This is a genomic window from Neptunomonas japonica DSM 18939, assembly GCF_000422765.1.
In the GTDB taxonomy this organism is placed as follows: Bacteria; Pseudomonadota; Gammaproteobacteria; order Pseudomonadales; family Balneatricaceae; genus Neptunomonas; species Neptunomonas japonica.
This window is the reverse complement of the sequence record NZ_AUGR01000002.1, coordinates 199,560-219,667: the sequence shown is the minus strand read 5'-3', so window position 1 is coordinate 219,667 and position 20,108 is coordinate 199,560. Positions and strand designations below refer to the sequence as shown.

The 20,108-nt window shown below is 43.4% G+C and carries 15 protein-coding genes and 1 pseudogene; 9 read left to right on the top strand and 7 right to left on the bottom strand.

Annotated elements, in window-relative coordinates:
• Positions 1-37: 37 nt before the first annotated feature.
• The 7 genes and pseudogenes from G511_RS0103105 (at position 38) to G511_RS24600 (ending at position 9,786) form a co-directional block, all read left to right on the top strand.
• Positions 38-451: a hypothetical protein gene (locus G511_RS0103105; RefSeq protein ID WP_028468329.1), complete on the top strand. Its 414-nt coding sequence runs from the start codon at positions 38-40 to the stop codon at positions 449-451.
• Between the two features lie 108 nt (positions 452-559).
• Positions 560-1,996 carry a YcjX family GTP-binding protein gene (locus G511_RS0103100; RefSeq protein ID WP_051221483.1) on the top strand — a complete coding sequence of 479 codons (1,437 nt, stop codon included), beginning with the start codon at positions 560-562 and terminating at the stop codon, positions 1,994-1,996.
• Complete coding sequence (locus G511_RS23725) at positions 1,996-3,018, top strand: TIGR01620 family protein (protein WP_051221480.1); 1,023 nt, start codon at positions 1,996-1,998, stop codon at positions 3,016-3,018. The genes G511_RS0103100 and G511_RS23725 overlap by 1 nt, the downstream gene beginning before the upstream one ends.
• A 121-nt stretch (positions 3,019-3,139) precedes the next feature.
• Positions 3,140-5,260, top strand: a pseudogene (locus G511_RS0103090) (PAS domain S-box protein); the annotation flags it as partial.
• A 15-nt stretch (positions 5,261-5,275) separates the two neighbouring features.
• On the top strand, positions 5,276-7,324 hold the full coding sequence (locus tag G511_RS24790; RefSeq protein ID WP_051221478.1) for a sensor domain-containing protein: 2,049 nt from the start codon (positions 5,276-5,278) through the stop codon (positions 7,322-7,324).
• 144 nt (positions 7,325-7,468) lie between these two features.
• The gene (locus G511_RS24605) at positions 7,469-8,842 is read left to right on the top strand and encodes an ABC transporter substrate-binding protein (RefSeq protein WP_211224853.1); all 1,374 of its coding nucleotides are present in this window, start codon (positions 7,469-7,471) and stop codon (positions 8,840-8,842) included.
• Positions 8,843-8,865: 23 nt separating this feature from the next.
• On the top strand, positions 8,866-9,786 hold the full coding sequence (locus G511_RS24600) for a transporter substrate-binding domain-containing diguanylate cyclase (protein WP_211224852.1): 921 nt from the start codon (positions 8,866-8,868) through the stop codon (positions 9,784-9,786).
• A 56-nt stretch (positions 9,787-9,842) separates the two neighbouring features.
• Here G511_RS24600 and exaC read toward each other — a convergent pair whose 3' ends face one another.
• The gene (exaC, locus tag G511_RS0103075; RefSeq protein ID WP_028468326.1) at positions 9,843-11,363 is read right to left on the bottom strand and encodes an acetaldehyde dehydrogenase ExaC; all 1,521 of its coding nucleotides are present in this window, start codon (positions 11,361-11,363) and stop codon (positions 9,843-9,845) included.
• 454 nt (positions 11,364-11,817) lie between these two features.
• Between exaC and G511_RS0103070 the strand changes: the two genes are divergently transcribed.
• On the top strand, positions 11,818-12,714 hold the full coding sequence (locus G511_RS0103070) for a LysR family transcriptional regulator (protein WP_028468325.1): 897 nt from the start codon (positions 11,818-11,820) through the stop codon (positions 12,712-12,714).
• 82 nt (positions 12,715-12,796) lie between these two features.
• Here G511_RS0103070 and G511_RS0103065 read toward each other — a convergent pair whose 3' ends face one another.
• From G511_RS0103065 to G511_RS0103040, 6 genes are all read right to left on the bottom strand, one after another.
• A complete protein-coding gene (locus G511_RS0103065) occupies positions 12,797-14,587 on the bottom strand; it encodes a PQQ-dependent methanol/ethanol family dehydrogenase (protein ID WP_028468324.1) in 1,791 nt (596 codons plus the stop codon).
• A gap of 215 nt (positions 14,588-14,802) precedes the next feature.
• The gene (locus G511_RS0103060; RefSeq protein ID WP_036551052.1) at positions 14,803-15,738 is read right to left on the bottom strand and encodes a quinoprotein relay system zinc metallohydrolase 1; all 936 of its coding nucleotides are present in this window, start codon (positions 15,736-15,738) and stop codon (positions 14,803-14,805) included.
• Positions 15,739-15,747: 9 nt separating this feature from the next.
• Positions 15,748-16,512, bottom strand: a complete 765-nt coding sequence (locus G511_RS0103055) for a quinoprotein dehydrogenase-associated SoxYZ-like carrier (RefSeq protein ID WP_051221476.1) — start codon at positions 16,510-16,512, stop codon at positions 15,748-15,750.
• A gap of 47 nt (positions 16,513-16,559) precedes the next feature.
• Positions 16,560-17,468 (bottom strand): substrate-binding periplasmic protein, encoded by a 909-nt coding sequence (locus tag G511_RS0103050; RefSeq protein ID WP_036551049.1) that lies wholly within the window; start codon positions 17,466-17,468, stop codon positions 16,560-16,562.
• A complete protein-coding gene (gene pedF, locus G511_RS0103045; protein WP_028468515.1) occupies positions 17,461-17,904 on the bottom strand; it encodes a cytochrome c-550 PedF in 444 nt (147 codons plus the stop codon). The genes G511_RS0103050 and pedF overlap by 8 nt, the downstream gene beginning before the upstream one ends.
• A 355-nt stretch (positions 17,905-18,259) precedes the next feature.
• The gene (locus tag G511_RS0103040; RefSeq protein WP_036551047.1) at positions 18,260-18,697 is read right to left on the bottom strand and encodes a cupredoxin domain-containing protein; all 438 of its coding nucleotides are present in this window, start codon (positions 18,695-18,697) and stop codon (positions 18,260-18,262) included.
• A 176-nt stretch (positions 18,698-18,873) separates the two neighbouring features.
• Here G511_RS0103040 and G511_RS21625 point away from each other — a divergent pair, with 176 nt between their 5' ends.
• Entirely contained in the window at positions 18,874-20,094 is a 1,221-nt protein-coding gene (locus G511_RS21625; protein WP_036551045.1) for an ABC transporter substrate-binding protein, read from the top strand.
• Positions 20,095-20,108 lie beyond the last annotated feature (14 nt).

Below are 20,108 nucleotides of genomic sequence, written 5' to 3'. Positions count from 1 at the left end.
TTTTTATTTGTAATGAAAATCATAAAGGGAAAGCAATATGGATATATCTAATACATTGGTCAATGAGTGGAATACCCTACAGAACCAATCAGACTCTTATGAAAAGCACTCGCTTTATATCAAGCTATTAGCCATTGCGATTACGGCTAGTGCAGCTTTATTAATAGCTCAAACTAATTTATACATTGTCATCATTCTGGCAATTTTATGGCTACAAGACGCCATCTGGAAAACCTTTCAAGCAAGGATTTCTGAGCGTCTAATTAAAATAGAAACCGCTTTGCGAGATACGAGTTCGCTTCATAATGTCCCGCCCTGTCAGCTAAATTCAGAATGGTTAGCGAAACGTTCAGGGTTTGTTGGACTTATAAAAGAGTACTTATGCCAAGCAGCTCGTCCTACTATCGCTTTTCCCTACATTCTTTTGATTGGCTTGCTCCTTAGTATATAAAGGAGCGCTAAGCCGACACCTTAAAAACTCATCACCAGTACTTTTGTTGGCACTGATTCAGCTTTATTCTGTCACACTAGAGTATCGTTATTATTGGGGATATAAAGCATGGGTTTGGGCTCCAAATTAAAAAACCTTATTGGTGAAGAACTACTGGATGATATCCAACATCAACTTAAAGAAGTTGCTACCCAGGGCTTAGACAAGCATGTGAAAATTGCCGTAACAGGGCTTAGTCGTAGTGGCAAGACCGTCTTTATTACTTCCTTGGTCCATCACTTATTGGAAGCGAGCCAAAGCCGTTCTTTACCTTTTTTTGAAGTCGCTAGTGAACAGCGAATTATCAGCGTTAAAAACCTCAGCCGTTCATCAGATAGTCCTTTTCCTTTAACCCAATCAATTCAAGCATTAGGGCAGGAACCGCCAAACTGGCCAGAATCGACAACAGGCTTATCTGAAGTAAAGCTCGCTATAAAATACAAACCCGCTAGCCGCCTGAAACGCCTAGTAAATGATACAGCCACCTTGTACCTCGACATTATTGATTACCCCGGAGAGTGGCTACTAGACCTACCGTTACTTCACTTGAACTTTGAGCAGTGGTGCAGTAAGCAGCAAAAACTATTCTTGCTTGAACCTAGAGCAACGCTGGCTAAAAACTGGGTAACGGCACAAAACACAATCGACTGGTGCGCTCCTGCTGATGAGCAGCTATTGTCCGTTTTGAGTGACGAATACACCAAGCTTTTACACCTACTTCGCAATAATGAGAACGCATTAAGCCTGATTCAACCGGGGCGCTGCGTTTTACCCGGCGACTTAGCATCTAGCCCCTTATTGCAGTTATTTCCGGTCCTGCAACCTCCTAGTGATCTAAAGTCTGTCCCCGAAGGATCAATGTATCAGCTATTGGAACAACGCTATGAAACCTATCGTGAAGACATTGTTAAACGCTTTTATCGCGAGCACTTTTCACGTTTTGACCGACAAGTCGTTCTCGTTGATTGTCTCAAAGCATTGAATCATGGCAAGCCCTGCTTTGATGACATGAAACTAGCACTCACCGATATACTCCAGAGCTTCAACTATGGGCCGTCAGGCTTCTTACGTCGCCTCTTCAGCCCGCGTATTGATAAAGTCCTGTTTGCGTCCTCTAAAGCGGATCATGTAACGTCGAACCAACACCATAATTTAGACAAGTTTCTTGAACTAATTATCCAAGATGCTCAACGCGATATTCGCTTTGAAGGCATAGAGACCCGTTGCATGGCACTGGCATCTATCCGCTCAACTGAAGCAGCTGAAGCAGTGCTCGATGGACAGACCATTTCCTGCTTGAAAGGAATCAACAAACAAACAGGTGAAGCAATAGCCTTGTTCCCTGGCGAAGTACCGACTGAACTACCAACTCAGCTCGATTGGAATAGTAGCCGTTTCCGCTTCCTTGACTTTGCACCTCAAAAGCTTCCACAAACTAACTTAAAACCTGCGCACCATATTCGTTTAGACCAAGCACTAGAGTACTTAACAGGAGATATATTCTGATGAGCAAGCAAACAGAATGGAAAGAGCCTGTATTGATCGACCCTGACAAGCTGCAAAGTCACACAGACAAAGAACAAGAAGCACCCAAGGCGCAAGAGATTCCTCTGCAATCAGTATCTGTGGTAACAGAAGACAACAACAGCACTCTGCAGGCTGACAAACCGCTCCATACAGATAAAAAAAGCAGCCGCTGGACAACTGTCTTTATGACATCCATTGCCCTACTGTTATCGGCAGGTGTTATTGGTGAAATATACCGCCTTATTAACTGGGGATTTGTTATACACCCGGCACTGGGTATCGCCTTTAGTACACTAACCGGTGTAACCATTATCAGTGGTCTATTCTGGGTATGGCAGGGTTTTAAAGGACTACGTCAACTCAAAAAAACCGAAGAGCTACATGCTCAAGCAGAAGCATTGCGAGGACAAAAAACTCACGGGCAAGCCCAGCCCTTACTCAAGAAGTTAGACGCATATTACGAAAATACGCCGGTTAATAAGCCCTTTAAAGAAGCCGTTCGACAAGTAGATTCCGCCTACAATGATGGCGAAATTATCAGCTATATTTCCCAACATGCACTAAAAGAGCAAGACGAAGCTGCTCGCCAATGCGTTCACCGCTACAGTGTACAGTCAGGCATCATGGTAGCGCTAAGCCCCTACGCTACATTTGATATGTGGCTAGTCGGTTGGCGGAACCTTAAAATGCTACGTGAGATAACAAATATTTATGGCATCTCTGCCGGAGCAACCACACAGTGGAGCTTACTGAAGAAAGTATTACATAATATTGCTTTTGCTGGCTTGAGTGAGATGACTATACACGCTAGCTCACACATATTAGGAAGCTCGTTAACCTCCACTATTTCGGCAAGAGCAGGACAAGGGATAGGCGCGGGCTTGTTCACCGCACGGTCGGGTTTACAGGCCATAAAACTTTGCCGTCCTCTTCCACAAGAGCAAAGCGAGCAACTGCAACTCTCTTCCGTGACGCAATCCATACTGCGTGATCTCAAATAATATAAGTAGATACCACTAATAACCTAGCTAAATACTAAGTTATTGACTCTCATCAACTATGCGATTAGGTTGTTAATATAGTATATGGGGCTTTATTTCTGAACGGAAACTGAATGGCCGGATGGATAACTTTCACAGGCTCACATTACAATCTATTTGCTCTTGCTCGTTAGTATCAATAGCTACCGATACCTTCGCGTCAGACATTATCCGCATCATGAGAGAACAGCGGTTGAGCTCTCTTATTGTGCTCGATTTATCAAAAAAACTGGTTGGAATAGTCACTGAAAGTAATATTATCCATGTAGCCAGCTCTACAGATATCAGTTCGCTACTAGCCGCAGATATTATGACATCCCCTGTTATCTCTGCTCCCTCCGATATGCCATACCACGAAGCTTATCATTTGCTCACTCAGCATGACATTAGACACCTAGTGGTCGTCAATAATGAAGAGCAGCCTATAGGTATAGCCACACCGACTGACTTTATTCATCATCTGGGTATTGAATATCTAATGGAGGTAAAATATGTCGATAATGTCATTGACCACAAACTTCAATTTGTACCTGCCAATGCCAGTCTCAAAGAAACATTCCGGTTATTCTCAAAAAACAAAGCTAACTGCCTTCTTATCGGTTCACGTACGAACGTACAAGGCATACTGACTGAAAAGGATATTGTACGCTTACTCGATGAAAAGATAGATCTCGATACCACAACTGCCCAAACGGTAATGAATACACCTGTTTTTAATGTTCGCTATGGCACTCCATTAAGTGAAGCTCGAGAACAAATGATTGCCCAAGGTTGTCACCGGCTACTCGTAACAGATGAACACGGCTTTGCCGCCGGTATAATTACCCGAAAAGGGTTAATAAGCGGCATTGAGTCACGTTATATAGCACTATTACAAGAGTCCGTTCTCAAATTAAACCACCAGCTAGACGTTGCAGAAAAGGAGATTCAGGAGAGCCACTTTGCCCAAGCTTTGGAGCATGTTGCTGCTCGTATGCTAAGTGCCACAGACATCAATACTCTTTTATCTGAGTCTATTACAGACCTATGCAGAGTGCTCTGTGCAGACCGCGTAAGCCTATTACTGGCGAACGACACCGAGCTCTCATCTGCTACCATTCTTTATGAAAGTTGCTCTCCTAACTTTCCTGGCGCACTTGCCCAATCAAGCCAGCTACCCTTTACAGAAGCAATGAAAGAAGCGGTGCAGAGAACAATTGAACAACAGAGTATATTCATTGACCATGACTCTCCCACCTCGCCTCTACACAGCATTTATCAACAGTGGAAAATAAAAACGTTATTTAATGCGCCTCTTCGCATCCCACGGACAAACCCAGCTTTTCTGTCTGTACATTTCTGTAAAGAAATACGCCAACCGTCTTCATCAGAACTACGTTTGTTACAAGAATTTACAGCCTATTTCTCTTCAGCCATGACGAGCCAATATTTACAAGAACGCTTAGCACAAGATATTAAAACAAGAAAAGCCACTGAACAGCATTTACAAGCAATTCTGAATACATTACCTCACGGTATCCAAGAACATGATCTTAATGGACGTATTACTTTCAGCAACCCTGCATATCATAAAATACTCGGGTATGACGCAGGGGAGCTCATCGGTAAATATGTGTGGGACCTAGGGTTCGATACAAAAGAGCGAAAAAAAACCAAAGCGCTCTTCAGCAAAGTTCTAGCGGAACAACCGTTCCCTTTTCCCATTGAAACAACCAAAGCTCATAAAAATGGAAGCCCAGTTGATATACGCCTTAACTGGTCTTATCAATATGACCAACAAGGGGGCTTAACAGGCTTTCTTGCAGTAATTACTGATATTACCCAACAAAACCTTATTGAAAATGAGTTGCTGATAAAGGATCGCGCCGTTCGTTCTACTGAAGATGGCATTCTTATTACTTCAGCACAGGGCGACTTACCCATTATTTATGCTAACCCAGCAATTGAAGAGATGACAGGCTACTCTCAAGAGGAGTTGCTGGGAAGAAACTCGAGATTTATGTAAAACGAAGACCGAGACCAGCCCTCTTTAGATACCATTAGAGAAGCAATAGAAAAAGGTGACTCTTGCTCAGTCGAGCTACGAAACTATAAAAAGAATGGCCAACTGTTTTGGGTAAGAATAAGTATATCCCCTGTCTATAATGATATTGGCGAACTGACGCACTTTATAGGTGTTCAAAAAGATGTAACCGCAAGTAAAGCAGCCCTCAAAGCTTTGGAAGACAGCGAGCATAAGTACCAAACATTCTTTGAAGATTCTAACGACGCAATTCTTGTTTTGAACCCAAACGATTGGAGTATTTTTGAAGTAAACCCAAAAGCAACGCAGATGTTCGGTTTTTCCTCACCCATAGAACAGCCTACGAACACGCGACCTAAAGATAGACAATTTAAGTCCAAGGTCATTATCACTGAGCTAAGCCCTTTCAAAAACACTGTATTTGATAATATGCAGGCGGCCTTTATTAAGGGAGATACAAGCTATCGCGGTCATGGCTATTGCGTCTCTTGCTCGGGGCAGCGCATACCTGTTGAAGTATCAGCAACACAGCTTACTGTTCAAAATCAGGAAATGGTCATTGCCACCCTACATGATCAGAGCTTCCAAGTTGACGCAGAGGAACGCTTACAACAATCTGCCGTAGTGTTTGAAAACAGCTTGGAAGGCGTGATTATTACTGACGCTTTCACGCGCATTATTTCTATCAATAAAGCATTCGAAAATATTACGGGTTATTCAGAAAAAGATGCACTCGGCCAAAAGCCCGCCATTCTGCGCTCTGGTCGTCATAATGCTGCTTTTTATCATGCTATGTGGTCCGAAGTCCGACGTAACAGGAAATGGACTGGCGAAGTATGGAACCGCCGTAAAAATGGTGAGGTATACCCGCAGTTATTAACAATTACCGCCATTGTCGACAAACAAGGCGATGTACAGAACTATGTAGCGGTTTTTTCAGATGTCTCAGCGCTTAAGGAGTCTCAGCAAGCTTTAGAGCATCAAGCCCATTATGACTCACTAACAGGGTTGCCAAACAAGCTTCTATTAGAAGCGCGTGTTTTACATCTTCTGGAACACCTACAGCGTGCAGGCGGACAGTTTGCCGTCTTGTTTCTTGATCTTGATCACTTTAAAAATATTAATGATAGTCTCGGCCACGTCGCTGGCGACACGTTATTAGTCGCTGTGACAGAAAGACTACAAAAATGTATTCGCAAAGATGACACGCTAGCAAGACTGGGCGGAGATGAGTTTGTCTTTGTTATGGAAGATATACACCAAGTAAAAGAATCAGCGGTAATGGCTGAAAAAATTATTAACCAGTTCTCTCTTCCCTTCACCATTGTTAACCAAGAAGTTTATATTTCAGTGAGTATCGGTATTAGCCTCACCTCTAAAAACAATGAAACCTATGACGAGCTTATCAGCAACGCTGATGCCGCCATGTTTCAAGCAAAAGCAGAAGGGCGCAACACTTACCAATACTATTCAAAAGAGATGACTAGCTTGGCTTTCGAGCGCTTAAGCTTTGAAGCAATGATGAGACAATCATTACAAGCAAACGACTTTACGCTCTACTATCAGCCTCAAATTCGCTTAGCCGATGAGAAACTCGTTGGTTACGAAGCACTAATTCGCTGGCAGCATCCAAGTTTAGGGCTAGTGATGCCTGATAAATTTATTGCTATTGCAGAAGAGAGCAATATTATTTTAGCGCTGGGTGAGTGGGTACTTTTCGAAGCCTGTCGAAAAGGAAAGCAATTACTCGAATCAGGGAAGTCATTTGATTACATCGCTATCAACGTATCGGTCCCGCAACTGAAAAAAGGTGACTTTCTCTCGTCAGTAAAAACGGCACTCTCAGAAACAGGGTTCCCTGCCAATAAGCTTGAGATAGAAATAACTGAGTCATTCTTGATGGGCAACGAGCTAGAAGCCACCCGAGTGTTAAGTCATTTACGCAACATGGGCATACATATCGCCATTGATGACTTCGGCACAGGTTATTCATCACTGAACTATCTAAAACAGTTGCCCATTGATAAACTAAAAATTGATCGATCTTTCATTCAACATCTTCCAGGCTCGCATAAAGACAGAGCTATCGTACAAACCGTGATCGCACTGGGGCAAGCACTTGGCCTAGAGGTTATTGCTGAGGGTGTTGAGACACAAGACCAGAAGAACCTTCTACTGTCGCTTGGTTGCTTTTCTGCACAAGGGTACCTTTATTCCCGCCCCCTACCTTCAGAGTCAGTTTGATACTCTTACAGACTCCCTCTTTCTACATAAAAAGGAGGTAAATTTTTCCTGTGCTAATATTAAATTAGCTAAAACCTCATAAGCCGTTTTCTTTCAACACTGTTAGAAAACCACATGCTAAATAACATAGGGATATGATTATCGATGCGAACTCTGCATTTACTAGACATTAAACATCGTCTTTTCTTACTCCCTCTCATTACTCTTGCAGTAATGCTGATCATTAGTACTAAAGCGTTTGCCCTGGAAAAAGTTTCTTTACAACTAGACTGGAAATTTCAATTTGAGTTTGCCGGCTTCATCATGGCAAAAGAGAAAGGTTTTTATCAAGACGCAGGATTAGATGTAGAGCTACTAGAATACCAAGCAGGCTTTGATACCGTTGAAAAAGTGCTTTCTCAAGAAAATAATTACGGTATACATAACTCCAGTGTCATTATCCACGAAGGTGAGCTTCAACCCATCATTTTACTAGCGACCTATTACCAACAGTCGCCGCTTATATTTGTCACTTCTAAAGAGATAAAAACACCGAAGGACCTGATAGGTAAAACAATTATGGGTACTAAAGATGAGCTTAAATACAGCTCATTAGCACTGATGTTAGACCATTTTTTTATAACCAAAGACAATGCAGAACTAGTTGAACACTCTTTTAACATCGAAGACTTTATTAACCACAAAACTGATGCCATGAGTGCCTTTAGAACCAATCAGTTATTTGAACTCGACAAACAAGGGATTGAATACAATATTATTGACCCTGCCGATTATGGCTTCTTTATGAGTGCCGTTAATTTGTTCACATCACAAACTGAAGCATTACAGCACCCAGAAAGAACGCAGAAGTTTATCGATGCATCTAATCAAGGTTGGGCCTACGCCTTAAAAAACCCACGAGAAACTATTGCCACTATTTACCAAAAATATTCCCAGGAAAAAACTGTCGACGCACTCACTTATGAGGTTGCTGTCACTAAAAAGATGATGCTATTAGACTTTTTTGAAGTAGGCGCCATTAATACCGATTTAAGCCTTAGAGCAGTAAAGCAACTACACCATAGCGGCCTATTACCCTCCACCCAAGAACTGGGCACCTTTCTGTTTGACGACCTGCTCTTAAAATACAACCACACTGTAATCTTTAATGAAAAACAGCAACTGTACTTACAAAAGAAAAAATTCATTAACCTTTGTGTAGACCCCGACTGGATGCCATTTGAAAGTATTCAAAACGGCAAGCATGTCGGCATTGCCGCCGATATCATCTCCTCTTTAGCTAAGCAACTACCCATACCTATTCATCTGATACCGACTCAAAGCTGGCAAGAGTCTATTCAAAAAGCCAAAAGTAGACAATGTGATATTTTTTCAATGGCATCAATCACACCAGAGCGCTCGCGCTATATGGATTTTACCACCGCTTACACAACCTTTCCTGTCGTGATGGCAACGACTACAGATAAGTTTTTCATCAGTGACATTGCTGACATTAAAGATAAAAAATTGGCGTGGTAAAAGGCTATTCCGTAGAAGAAAGTTTGCGTAAAGAAGTCCCGGGAATCAATATTATAGAGGTCGAATCTATCAATGACGGGTTACAGCAAGTAGAGAATGGCCAACTCTATGGCTACATTGATAACCTCATGACGATTGCGACAGCCATACAGAAAGATTATACCGGCAGCTTAAAGATATCATCTAGATTAGAGAATGATATCAACCTATCAATCGCCACACGAAATGATGAGCCCCTGCTGCAGGAGATATTTCAAAAACTCATACACAATATTGATCCTGAATTTAAACAGGCGACATTCAATAAGTGGGTACCTGTTAAGCAAGAAGTCTCTTTTGATTATTCTCTCATGTGGAAGATTATCATTGGCTTATTCTTATTATCACTCGGTTTTATCTATCACTACCATCAGCTCAGAAGGCTGAACCAGCGCCTTAAAAAGCTATCTGTTACAGACAAGTTAACAGGGCTTTATAACCGAGTAAAAATGGATGATGTTCTGATCGAACAAAAAGCAGAGGTAGACCGTTATAACGTTAATGCCTCCATTATCTTGCTTGATATAGATTTCTTTAAACGTGTAAATGATACCTACGGGCATGCTGTTGGTGATGCTGTATTAGTTGAACTCTCTAACGTTTTACAAGAAAACGTTCGTAGCACCGATTACGTTGGCCGATGGGGAGGAGAAGAATTCATTATTGTCTGCCCTCACATCGATGTTGAAGAAGGGAGAAATCTAGCAGAAAAACTACTGGCCAAAATACGCGAACATTCCTACAAACATATTGGAAAAATGACGGCCAGTGCAGGAGTCTCAAACTTTTTGCCATCTGTCACGATTAAAGAATCCCTCTATAACGTCGATCAAGCCCTTTACCAATCTAAGCTAGCTAATAGGGACAAGGTATCCGTCAAAAAAGGAATGGAATTACCACGATAGCCTTTAAACAAAAAAGAGGGCCGAAGCCCTCTAAAAGACCCAAGTAGATCGTAAGCTTAGAAGAAGCCCATCGGATTAATATCGTAGCTAACCAACATATTCTTGGTCTGCTGATAATGATCCAACATCATTTTATGTGTTTCACGGCCAACACCCGATTTCTTGTAACCACCGAATGCAGAATGTGCTGGATAATGGTGATAACAGTTAGTCCATACACGACCGGCTTGAATACCACGACCCATGCGGTATGAACGATTCATATCACGTGTCCATAACCCTGCACCTAAACCAAACTCAGTATCGTTAGCAATTTCCAACGCTTCTGCTTCATCTTTAAAGGTTGTCACAGAGACGACTGGGCCAAAAATTTCTTCCTGGAATACACGCATGCTGTTGTTACCTTTCAGTAACGTTGGCTGAATATAGTAACCATTATTTAAGCCATCACTTAAGCTTTCAGCACCGCCACCTATCAATACTTCTGCACCTTCTTCACGACCGATTTCGAAGTAGCTCAAGATCTTATCAAACTGTTCTTGTGAGGCCTGAGCACCCACCATAACTTCAGTATCAAGAGGGTTACCACGTTTAATCTGGCCAATACGCTTAATGACCATCTCGATGAACTTGTCGTAAATAGATTCCTGAACCAACAAGCGTGATGGGCAAGTACATACTTCACCTTGGTTAAAGAATGCGAGTACTGTTCCTTCGACACACTTACTAATGAATTCATCTTCATGGTTCATGATATCTTCGAAGTAGATATTCGGAGACTTACCACCTAGCTCTACTGTTGAAGGAATAATGTTTTCAGCTGCACATTTTAAAATATGCGAACCGACTGGCGTTGATCCAGTGAAAGCAATCTTGGCAATACGCTTGCTAGTCGCTAGTGCTTGCCCTGCTTCAGCACCGTAACCATTTACAACATTCAAAACACCCGCTGGTAATAAGTCACCAATGACTTCCATTAACACAAGAATTGACGCTGGCGTCTGCTCAGCTGGCTTAAGCACAACACAGTTACCCGCGACAAGTGCAGGAGCAAGCTTCCAAGCAGCCATCAATAACGGGAAGTTCCAAGGAATGATCTGACCAACAACCCCAAGCGGCTCATGGAAATGGTAGGCAACAGTATTACCATCAATTTCGCCAATAGAACCTTCTTGTGCACGAATACAACCTGCGTAATAACGGAAATGATCCACACATAAAGGTACATCAGCATTTAGGGTTTCACGTACAGCTTTACCGTTGTCCCATGTTTCTGCTACAGCCAACCTTTCGAGATTAGCTTCAATTCTGTCAGCAATTTTTAATAAGATATTTGAACGCGCTGTAACAGAAGTTCCCGCCCATGCATCTTTGGCTGCATGTGCTGCATCCAGTGCTAAATTAATATCGGCTTCTGTTGAGCGAGGGATTTCACAAAAAGACTCACCATCTACGGGTGATACGTTTTTAAAGTATTGTCCATTAACCGGTGCAACCCATTCGCCACCGATGTAGTTACCATAGCGCTCTTGAAAAGTAACAACTGAGCCTTCAGCTCCTGGCTGTGCATAAATCATCTTCTTGGCCTCTTTCTTGTTATATCAGCCCTGCCCAACCAGCAGGCGCCATTCAATTAATCACAGTTCGATATTAGCGACTCACAAGCCAAGTCAGGTATCACCCTTTGGAAGCGAAAAACTACTACTTTAGTGCTTATAATGAGAGCGAGGCATTAGAAAACCACACAGAAAAAACATAAAAATATTTAAATTAAACTTAATAATCAACAATTTATAAAAATTAAAACCATTATTACTGTCATATTTTATTTTAATATTACTTATTGTCGCATCCTCATTTTTTGCTCTGAAAAAGCACATTTAAGCATTTTCATATCTCTATTTATGACATTTTCGAACCCCGAAAATAATTTTCTAACAAGCCAGCTGGCTCAATAGTTAAGGTGTCTTTATTATAAAAGGCATAAAATAAGCAGGGTAATTTTTATTATATTTATGGGCACCTTTTTTCATGAAGCTATCTGATCTTGATCTTTTTATTCGCACTGCCGATAGCGGGAATATTACAGCAGCTGCCCGAGAACTAGACTTATCACCCGCCACTGCCAGTGCCGCACTGAAACGTTTAGAACAACAATTAGATACCAGCCTCTTTATCCGCTCCACTCGCAAGCTACGCTTAACAGAGGCTGGAGAGCGCTACCTTCCTCACTGTCGGCGTGCACTCTCTGAACTTAAAGAAGCTCAAGAAGCTCTTGAACAAGACAAAACACGACTCAATGGTGCGTTGCGCATATCTGTTTCTTCCGATTTTGGAAGAAACGTTTTACTGCCTTGGCTCGATGATTTTATGCAACAACATCCTCAGCTTTCGATAAGCCTAAATGCCAGCGATAGCCTCTCAGACTTTTACCATGACCGCGTGGATATCGCATTACGCTACGGGAAACCCGAAGACTCTTCCCTCATCGCATTCCCCATCTGCGAATCTGATCGGGTGGTATGCGCATCACCCGAATATGTTGAGCGTCATGGCCAGCCAAAGCATCCTAACGACCTTGCCGAACACAACTGTCTTTTATACTTGTTAGGAGACCGCACATACGATTTGTGGAGTTTTCGCGATGACCAAGAGCTAATGCGTATCAGGGTACAAGGCAACCGTATTTGCAATGATGCTGACCTCGTTCACCGTTGGGCCGTATCAGGCCAAGGAGTTGCATTCAAATCTAGACTAGATATGGCAGAAGACCTTCAAGCAGGGAGGGTTGTCGAATTAATGCAAGGATACTCAACAGAAGCGGCTAATTTATGGCTGGTCTGCCCCAATAGAAAACAGGTCACACCCGCAGTAATCATGTTTCGTGATATGTTGCGCCAACGCTGTAAAGCATTATTAGAACGTTAAAAAAAGCCTGGCTCTTACGAGTTCAGGCTTTTTTGCATTCCTATTTCAAGGATTGAATTTAAAGAGCTAGTCCCTAAATCAATTAGTTACTTGCTAGGTTCGCGTTCTGTTTTGGTAGCTTAAACGTCCAAACCATGCCGCCTTGGTTTAAGTTTTTAATACGTTTAGCCACTTCACCGCCCCACAATGGAACCGCGCCACCCCAACCGGACACAACGGAAACATACTGCTCTCCACCCATATCCCAGGTAATTGGCGTACCGACAATCCCGGAGCCTGTATTGAACTTGTACATCTCTTCGCCTGTTTTCGCATTAAATGCTTTCAGGTAACCTTCTGGCGTACCCATAAACACTAGGTTACCCTTAGTAACCATAGTGCCACCCCACAATGGTGAGTAGTTCTTGTAATCCCAAACCACTTTCCCGGTCTTAGGATCTATCGCACGCAACACACCAATGTAGTCTTCATTAACGGCTTTGATAGTAAAGCCTGCACCTAGGTATGCCGCCCCTTTCTTGTACGATACTGGCTCATTCCAGATATCCATTTCCCACTCATTGGAAGGCACATAGAACAAACCCGTGTCCTTACTGTATGACATCGGCATCCAGTTCTTACCGCCTAAGAACGCCGGTGCTGCTGCAACTGAGCTACCCTGTTTACCATCAGCTGACGCTGCCGGATTTCCCGGACGAAATGCCTCGTTATAAATCGGACGTCCGTTTTCATCCAGTCCTTTAGCCCATGTCATTTTATCCACAAACGGGAAACCACGAATAAAGCCGCCGTTCTCGCGATTCAAGACATAGAAAAAACCGTTACGGTCAGCAGTCCCTGCCGCCTTAATGGTTTTTCCGTCAGCTTTGTAGTCAAAAGAGATTAGCTCGTTTACACCATCGTAATCCCAACCATCATGCGGTGTAGTTTGGAAGTGCCATACGATTTTCCCATCATCAGGATCAATACCTAAACGTGAAGAAGAGAACAGGTTATCCCCAGGGCGCAAGTGAGAGTTCCATGGTGCTGGGTTACCTGTACCAAAGAAGAGTAGATCTACGTCAGCATCATAGGTGCCGCCTAACCATGTGGCTGCACCACCGGTTTTCCATAAGTCGCCAGGCCAAGTTTTACCGGCTTCGCCACCAGAAATACCGCTTTCAACTTTTTTGCCATCTTTCCATACATAACCCATGTGGCCTTCAACCGTAGGGCGTGTCCACGCTAATTGTCCTGTTTTCGCATCGTAAGCTTCTACTTTACCGACAACGCCGAACTCACCACCGGAAACACCCGTAATGACTTTACCTTTAACAATAATGGGAGCCGCGGTTAATGAATAACCCGCTTTATAATCTTCCACTTTCTTTTTCCACACCACTTTACCGGTATCTTTGTTCAAGGCGACCAGCTTGGCATCCAAGGTACCAAAGATAACGAGATCACCGTACAAAGCTACACCGCGGTTGATGACATCACAGCACGGCATGATGGCATCAGGTAAGCGAGCATCATACTGCCACAACTCATCGCCGGTTTTAACATCAATAGCAAAAACACGTGAGTAAGAACCCGTCACAAACATCACACCGTCTTTAACAACAGGCTGAGACTCTTGCCCGCGTTGTTTTTCACCACCAAACGAGAACGCCCACACTGGGCGAAGGTCTTTAACTGTATTTGGGTTAACGGCCGTCAATGTGCTGTAGCGCTGTCCGCGTAAACCCATACCATTGGAAACAACATCACCCGTTGTTGCCTGATCATTCATAATATCTTTATCAGTTACACCGGCCGAAACAACAGCAGAGAACGAGATAGCTGCGGCGAGCGTGCTGACCGCGAAACCTGTGCCTAAAGTCGTTTTGTTCATCACTAGCTCCTTTACGGAATCGTTTTTTATTGTGGGGTGAGCCGGGAAAGCTTCCCCGAATCATGTCCCTCATTTTGAAGTTTTAGTAGATTCCAACAATTACACCCCAGAACAACTTTTCTCGTTACTTAGTACTACTACCTGTTCCAAATAAGCAAAAAAAGACGCCACGAGGGCGCCAAAAGTCTTGCAGATGTTTGGTCGTATTAATGTGTTTAAAAAGAGGCTTCTTCGTAGCGGCTATAAAGATGAAATACCGAACGCACAAACTCTGATCTTGTCAGGGATATGCCACTAAAACGTTCATCGATAGGTAGCGCCATAACCTCATTCATACTAAGCCCTTGTGACGCTGCAGCGGTTAACGTGTTATCCAACCAATGCAAGTAATCGATCATCTGCTCTACCGCTAAGCCTGTTGTATCCACAGGCCCATGGCCTGGCACAATCGTATTGTATTGCCAGTTTTTAAGTTGCTCTAAATTCTCTATCCACACACTTAAACTAGGTGTATGCGGTGTTGTTAAAGCGCGTTGATAAAACACAATATCCGAGGCAAAAAGCACCCCTGTCGTTTCATCTAGCATCAGCAGGTCGGCACCGCTATGCCCTACCATTTTGAAAAACCGAAAATGATGTTTACCCACCGCCATCAACGGCACAGCAGCTATATCTAGCGGCTCAGTCGGTAACTGCACCTCAGTAGAGCGCATCCAGTCTCCCACCAAGCGATACATATTTTCGGCGAAAGCATTACCGTGTTGCGCTATGAGCTTACCGGTTTCGGGTAACGCCCAAATTTTTGTATCATTAAAGGCCTGATTTCCCAAAAAATGGTCTGGGTGATGATGGCTATTAAACACATGAACAACTGGTTTATCCGTGATCGAGGAGATCACTTGGCGCATTGCTTCGCCATAACGCTTAGAGGGCCCAGTATCAAAGACCACAACGCCATCCTCTGTAACGATAAAGGCGGTATTGACTATGTTACCGCCATTTTTACGCGTAAAATCTTCCAACTTGCCTTGTAGTAGCCAGGTATCATCCGCAATTTTTTGGGGTTCTAGCAAATAGGAAAGCTTGGCCGCAAATACAGAATAAGAAAGACCAACCAGTAAAAAACATAGCAAGCACTGTATCTTTTTCATTGATCTCTCCTAGAGCGGCTGCTCAAACTCATTACCATTATTATCGCGCAGCCATAAACGGTGCTGTGCACTCGGTTGAGTGACATCAAAGGAAAAAACCGGGTTCTCACTAACCGGTTGTGACAGGTCCATTTTTACCAGCGCATCTCCCTGTGCATCACGCAACTCAAGCTGCTGCAGGTAAAATTCTGGAATAGCATCCACCAGCCCGGTATCCATAGGGTGCACCACTTTAAACTTATAACGACCAAACGCTTCTCGTTGGAATTTCTTAGCGCTAATCTCACCTAAATGACTTTCCCAGTATGGGCTGGCATTAGCCACACTAGGTGTTGTGCAACCGCCACCCGCTGCATCTAAATAGCTAGTACCTATTAACCAATGGCCTTTTTTTGTTAAGACAGCCGCACGTATAGGCGTAGCCTGTTGCACCTTGATGCGTAAAGAAACGTTAGGTTTTACATCTTTAAGTGGGTAATAGGTATAGATATGTTGAATGGGGTTTAGGTCTGCCCATACCACGATTTTTTCTATTTTTTCAGACAGCCCTGTAGCATCAACCGTCACCGGTACTTGCGTTGGGTCTTCAGCAAAAGGAGGCACAGAAACAACAATACGATCATCAAATTGATAAGGCGTATCGCCTAAAAAAACATTACGTAAATAGTCCCACATAGGAGACTGAAGAGGGTCATCAGAGGCGTGCAGGGCCGGACTAACTACAAAACAGAGTAGTAAAGTAACACGACACAAGATCACATTAATAAAACGCATCTACACCTCCTAATAACACTTCGAACTAGAAACCATCAATGACGTTCCTATTGTATTTCTTGATATAGTCCTGGTAGTTCGTACGTTAATCCATAGCGGCTAAACAGTGCTTCCATTTCACCGGAGCGCACCATGCCATCAACAACTTCCTCGATGGCGTAGCCCAGTTGCCGATATGTACTTTTTACAGCCATACCCACATCCCATTTTTGCTTACCCATTGATGGAAAACCATTTTCAGCCACTTTATAACGCGGGTCATTCGCCTCAAATAACAGATGATCAATCTCTGAGCGCATTGCCATCACGGCATTAACCTTACCGTCTTGCATGGCGCTAAAGGCTTTACGTGCATTTCCATAATGATGAACGTTTTTGCGCATACGGCCCCGAAAACCTGATGTCAGATAAAAATCAGGCAGGCTGTCTATCTCAACACCAATCGGATAATACTGAAAAATAGCCATAGTTTTTACTGCTTCAATTTTTTCTGCATCAAACGAAACCCGCCAAGACTCACGCTGATATGGCCCGAACATAACAACCTGCTCATTCACCATTTCACCGGTCTGGGTATCTTGTCGATATGCAAACTCGCGGTCATACGGAACCCGCATCATCACATCAGCGAGCTTTTTCATCGCCAGCGGGTTTTCTGTATTCTTATCGAGATAATGACCTTTCCAAACATTATTGCGCAGGTCATCTTCCAGATTTTCGTCTGGCGTGATCCAGTGTAACTTCAGCTCAAGGTCAAATGCGGTGGCTATCGCTTTACCAAGCTCGATATCAACACCTTTAGGCTGACCATCGACAAGATAAGAATAGGGAGGGAAATCATGATAAACACCAACAGTAAGATATCTTGAAGCAATCACGTCATCGTAGGCTCGCGCTTGCACCTGTCCGGATAACACCAAGCAGATACTGATTGCCAGTACGCAGAGCCTACTCATCAACACTCACCGATTCTAACCAAGTGCGGATCGCCCATAGCGCTTCTTGGCTCAGATAATCTGCCATTTTTGGCATGTAAACAGCACCATCTCGTACCGCACCGTTCACAACACGATACTGATACCACTCATCACCCTCAAGACCAGTTTCAAGCATTCGCAAGTCAGGCGCTATACCGCCGGAAATACCTTCCAAACCATGGCAACGGGCACAGTTTTGAGTATAGGCAGAGAAGCCAATCTTGATAGCCTGTGCATTCTTTTCATAAGGTGGGCGGTATGGATTTTCTTCCAGCCATTCTTCACCCAGTGGATCCAATCCCTGTGTATCAACACCTTGAGGTGTCACATCTCCATGTGCCATCGCTTGAGTTGAAAGACCCGCACAAAACACTAGTGCAGCCGTCGATAGTAATAGTTTGTTTTTCAGGAACATAAGATTCACCACTTTTTTGTTTTCACGACACATCTGTCGGTTTTAAATAGACAGTGTTTCACTCTTCATCAAATAATGACGTAAGCTTGGCAATCCAAAAAGTGTACTTTGGCGCGCAAAAACTAGTTCCTTGGTACTAGGTTTTAACGCCAATGCCAGAACAGTGTCCACCATCACAACTGAGTATTTTTTGTTAATAAACAACGGGCTACTTGAGTAAATAGAGATACTAGATCGAGCGGGGCTTGAGTATTGGGGAGAGACATTTGATACCCACATACCCTCTATGATTACGAGAAAACTCACAGAGGGTATGGGCAGCTTGGCATTTGTAACCATAAGGAAATGCGGCTCCCTACTTCACACTAAAAATCCCTTTCATACCTTTTACTTTCAAACCTTCTGAGTAAAACTCAAACTCACCCGTTTTTACGGGTACAAAGTAGATTTCGGCTTCTCCTTCCTGCTCAAACTCCAGTTCAGTTAAGCTCATTGCTTTAATTTCCATATCGCCTGCTTCTACTTTTCGAAGAAATATAGACTGAAAAAAGCCCGGTGCTTTAATAGCATATTCGGTTTGGCCGCTAGAAATTATTTTCAGTTTATAAGACTTACCCGTTACTAATTCATAACGTGTTTGCGATAAGTGGTAACGATTATCTTCCGTGCCTAACACCAAGTTTGGTAGCTTCACTGGGCGTCTCGTTAAGTCTCCTTCGGCAAGCGCCTGCTGACCAGACAATAACATAGCGGCACAAATGGCCGGTGTAAGTAGCTTATTAATCAATCGCATTTCATCACCCCGTGCATAGCATCTTTAATTTTCTCTTACTTATGCTAAAGCGCCTGCCTAACAACAAAATACTACTTCAGTACTAAAAGTTTTGTACTTTATTCATATTTCCCCCTCTGTGCTTCCTGCTTATGCTGGGTACTCCACTTTACGAATAAAAATAAGAATGAGTCATCATGAATAATTACATAGGTTGGCCAGGCACGTACCTGTTGCGATATTTATTGAGTGGGCTACTTTTCTTTATGCACTCTGCACATGCACAACTCGATGTTGATATTGCCTATATAAAACTACAACAAGAGCACCGTCCGGTGTTGTCAAATATACTTCCTGAGCCTAAGGATGCAGGCCTGCGTGGTGCTGAATTAGCCCTGCAAGATAGCAACACAACAGGACGATTTCTTAAGCAGACTTTCCACCTAAGGACAGACATTAGCGATAACCCGGAAGAGACCCTCACACAGATACAGTTCCGCTACGAACAAGGCATACGTTTATTTGTTTTTGATCTGCCTGCCGATACGCTCAAAACAGCGTCAACGTGGTTGGCTAAAGCATCACTGAACACTGGCACAACCGATGATGTGCTAATTTTTAACACCCAAGCCAAAGAAAACGCACTACGCGTTAATCAATGTATCGACAATGTACTGCACACAATCCCTAGCCGTGCCATGTTGGCCGATGCACTCGCCCAATGGCTAACAGAGAAGCGATTGAATAAGTGGTTACTGATTAAAGGCAGTACAGAGGCAGATCACGCTTATGCACAATCAATGCAAAGAGCCGCAAAACGCTTTGGCAATAAAATAGTGGCACAAAAACAATGGAGTTTTGATACAGACCTGCGGCGTTTAGCACAAAAAGAGATGCCTCTATTTACACAAACAGAAGAATACGATGTCGTTGTTGTAGCCGATGAGCTGGGTGATTTTGGCGAGTACGTCTTATATAACACCTGGTATCCACGCCCTGTTGTGGGCACTCAAGGGCTCACCCCTGTTGCTTGGCATAGAGTCGTTGAGCAGTGGGGAGCAGCCCAGCTGCAGAGTCGTTTTGAAAAACTCACCGGCCGTTGGATGGACAGCAAAGACTACGCCAGTTGGCTGGCTGTGCGCTCTATTGCTGAAGCAGTCACACGTACCAATACCGCAGATACAAACACATTAAAGCAATACATTATTTCAGATAAGTTCGAGCTGGCAGGCTTTAAAGGCCGCAAGCTTAATTTTCGTACGTGGAATGGCCAGCTCAGACAACCAATACCGTTGGTCCACCCACGCTCTCTTGTCTCACAATCACCACAGGCTGGTTTTTTGCACCCATCATCTGAGCTAGATACGCTGGGATTTGATGCGCCAGAGAGCCAATGCCGTCTAGCGAAGCGCTTTTAGCGATAGGAAAAAAC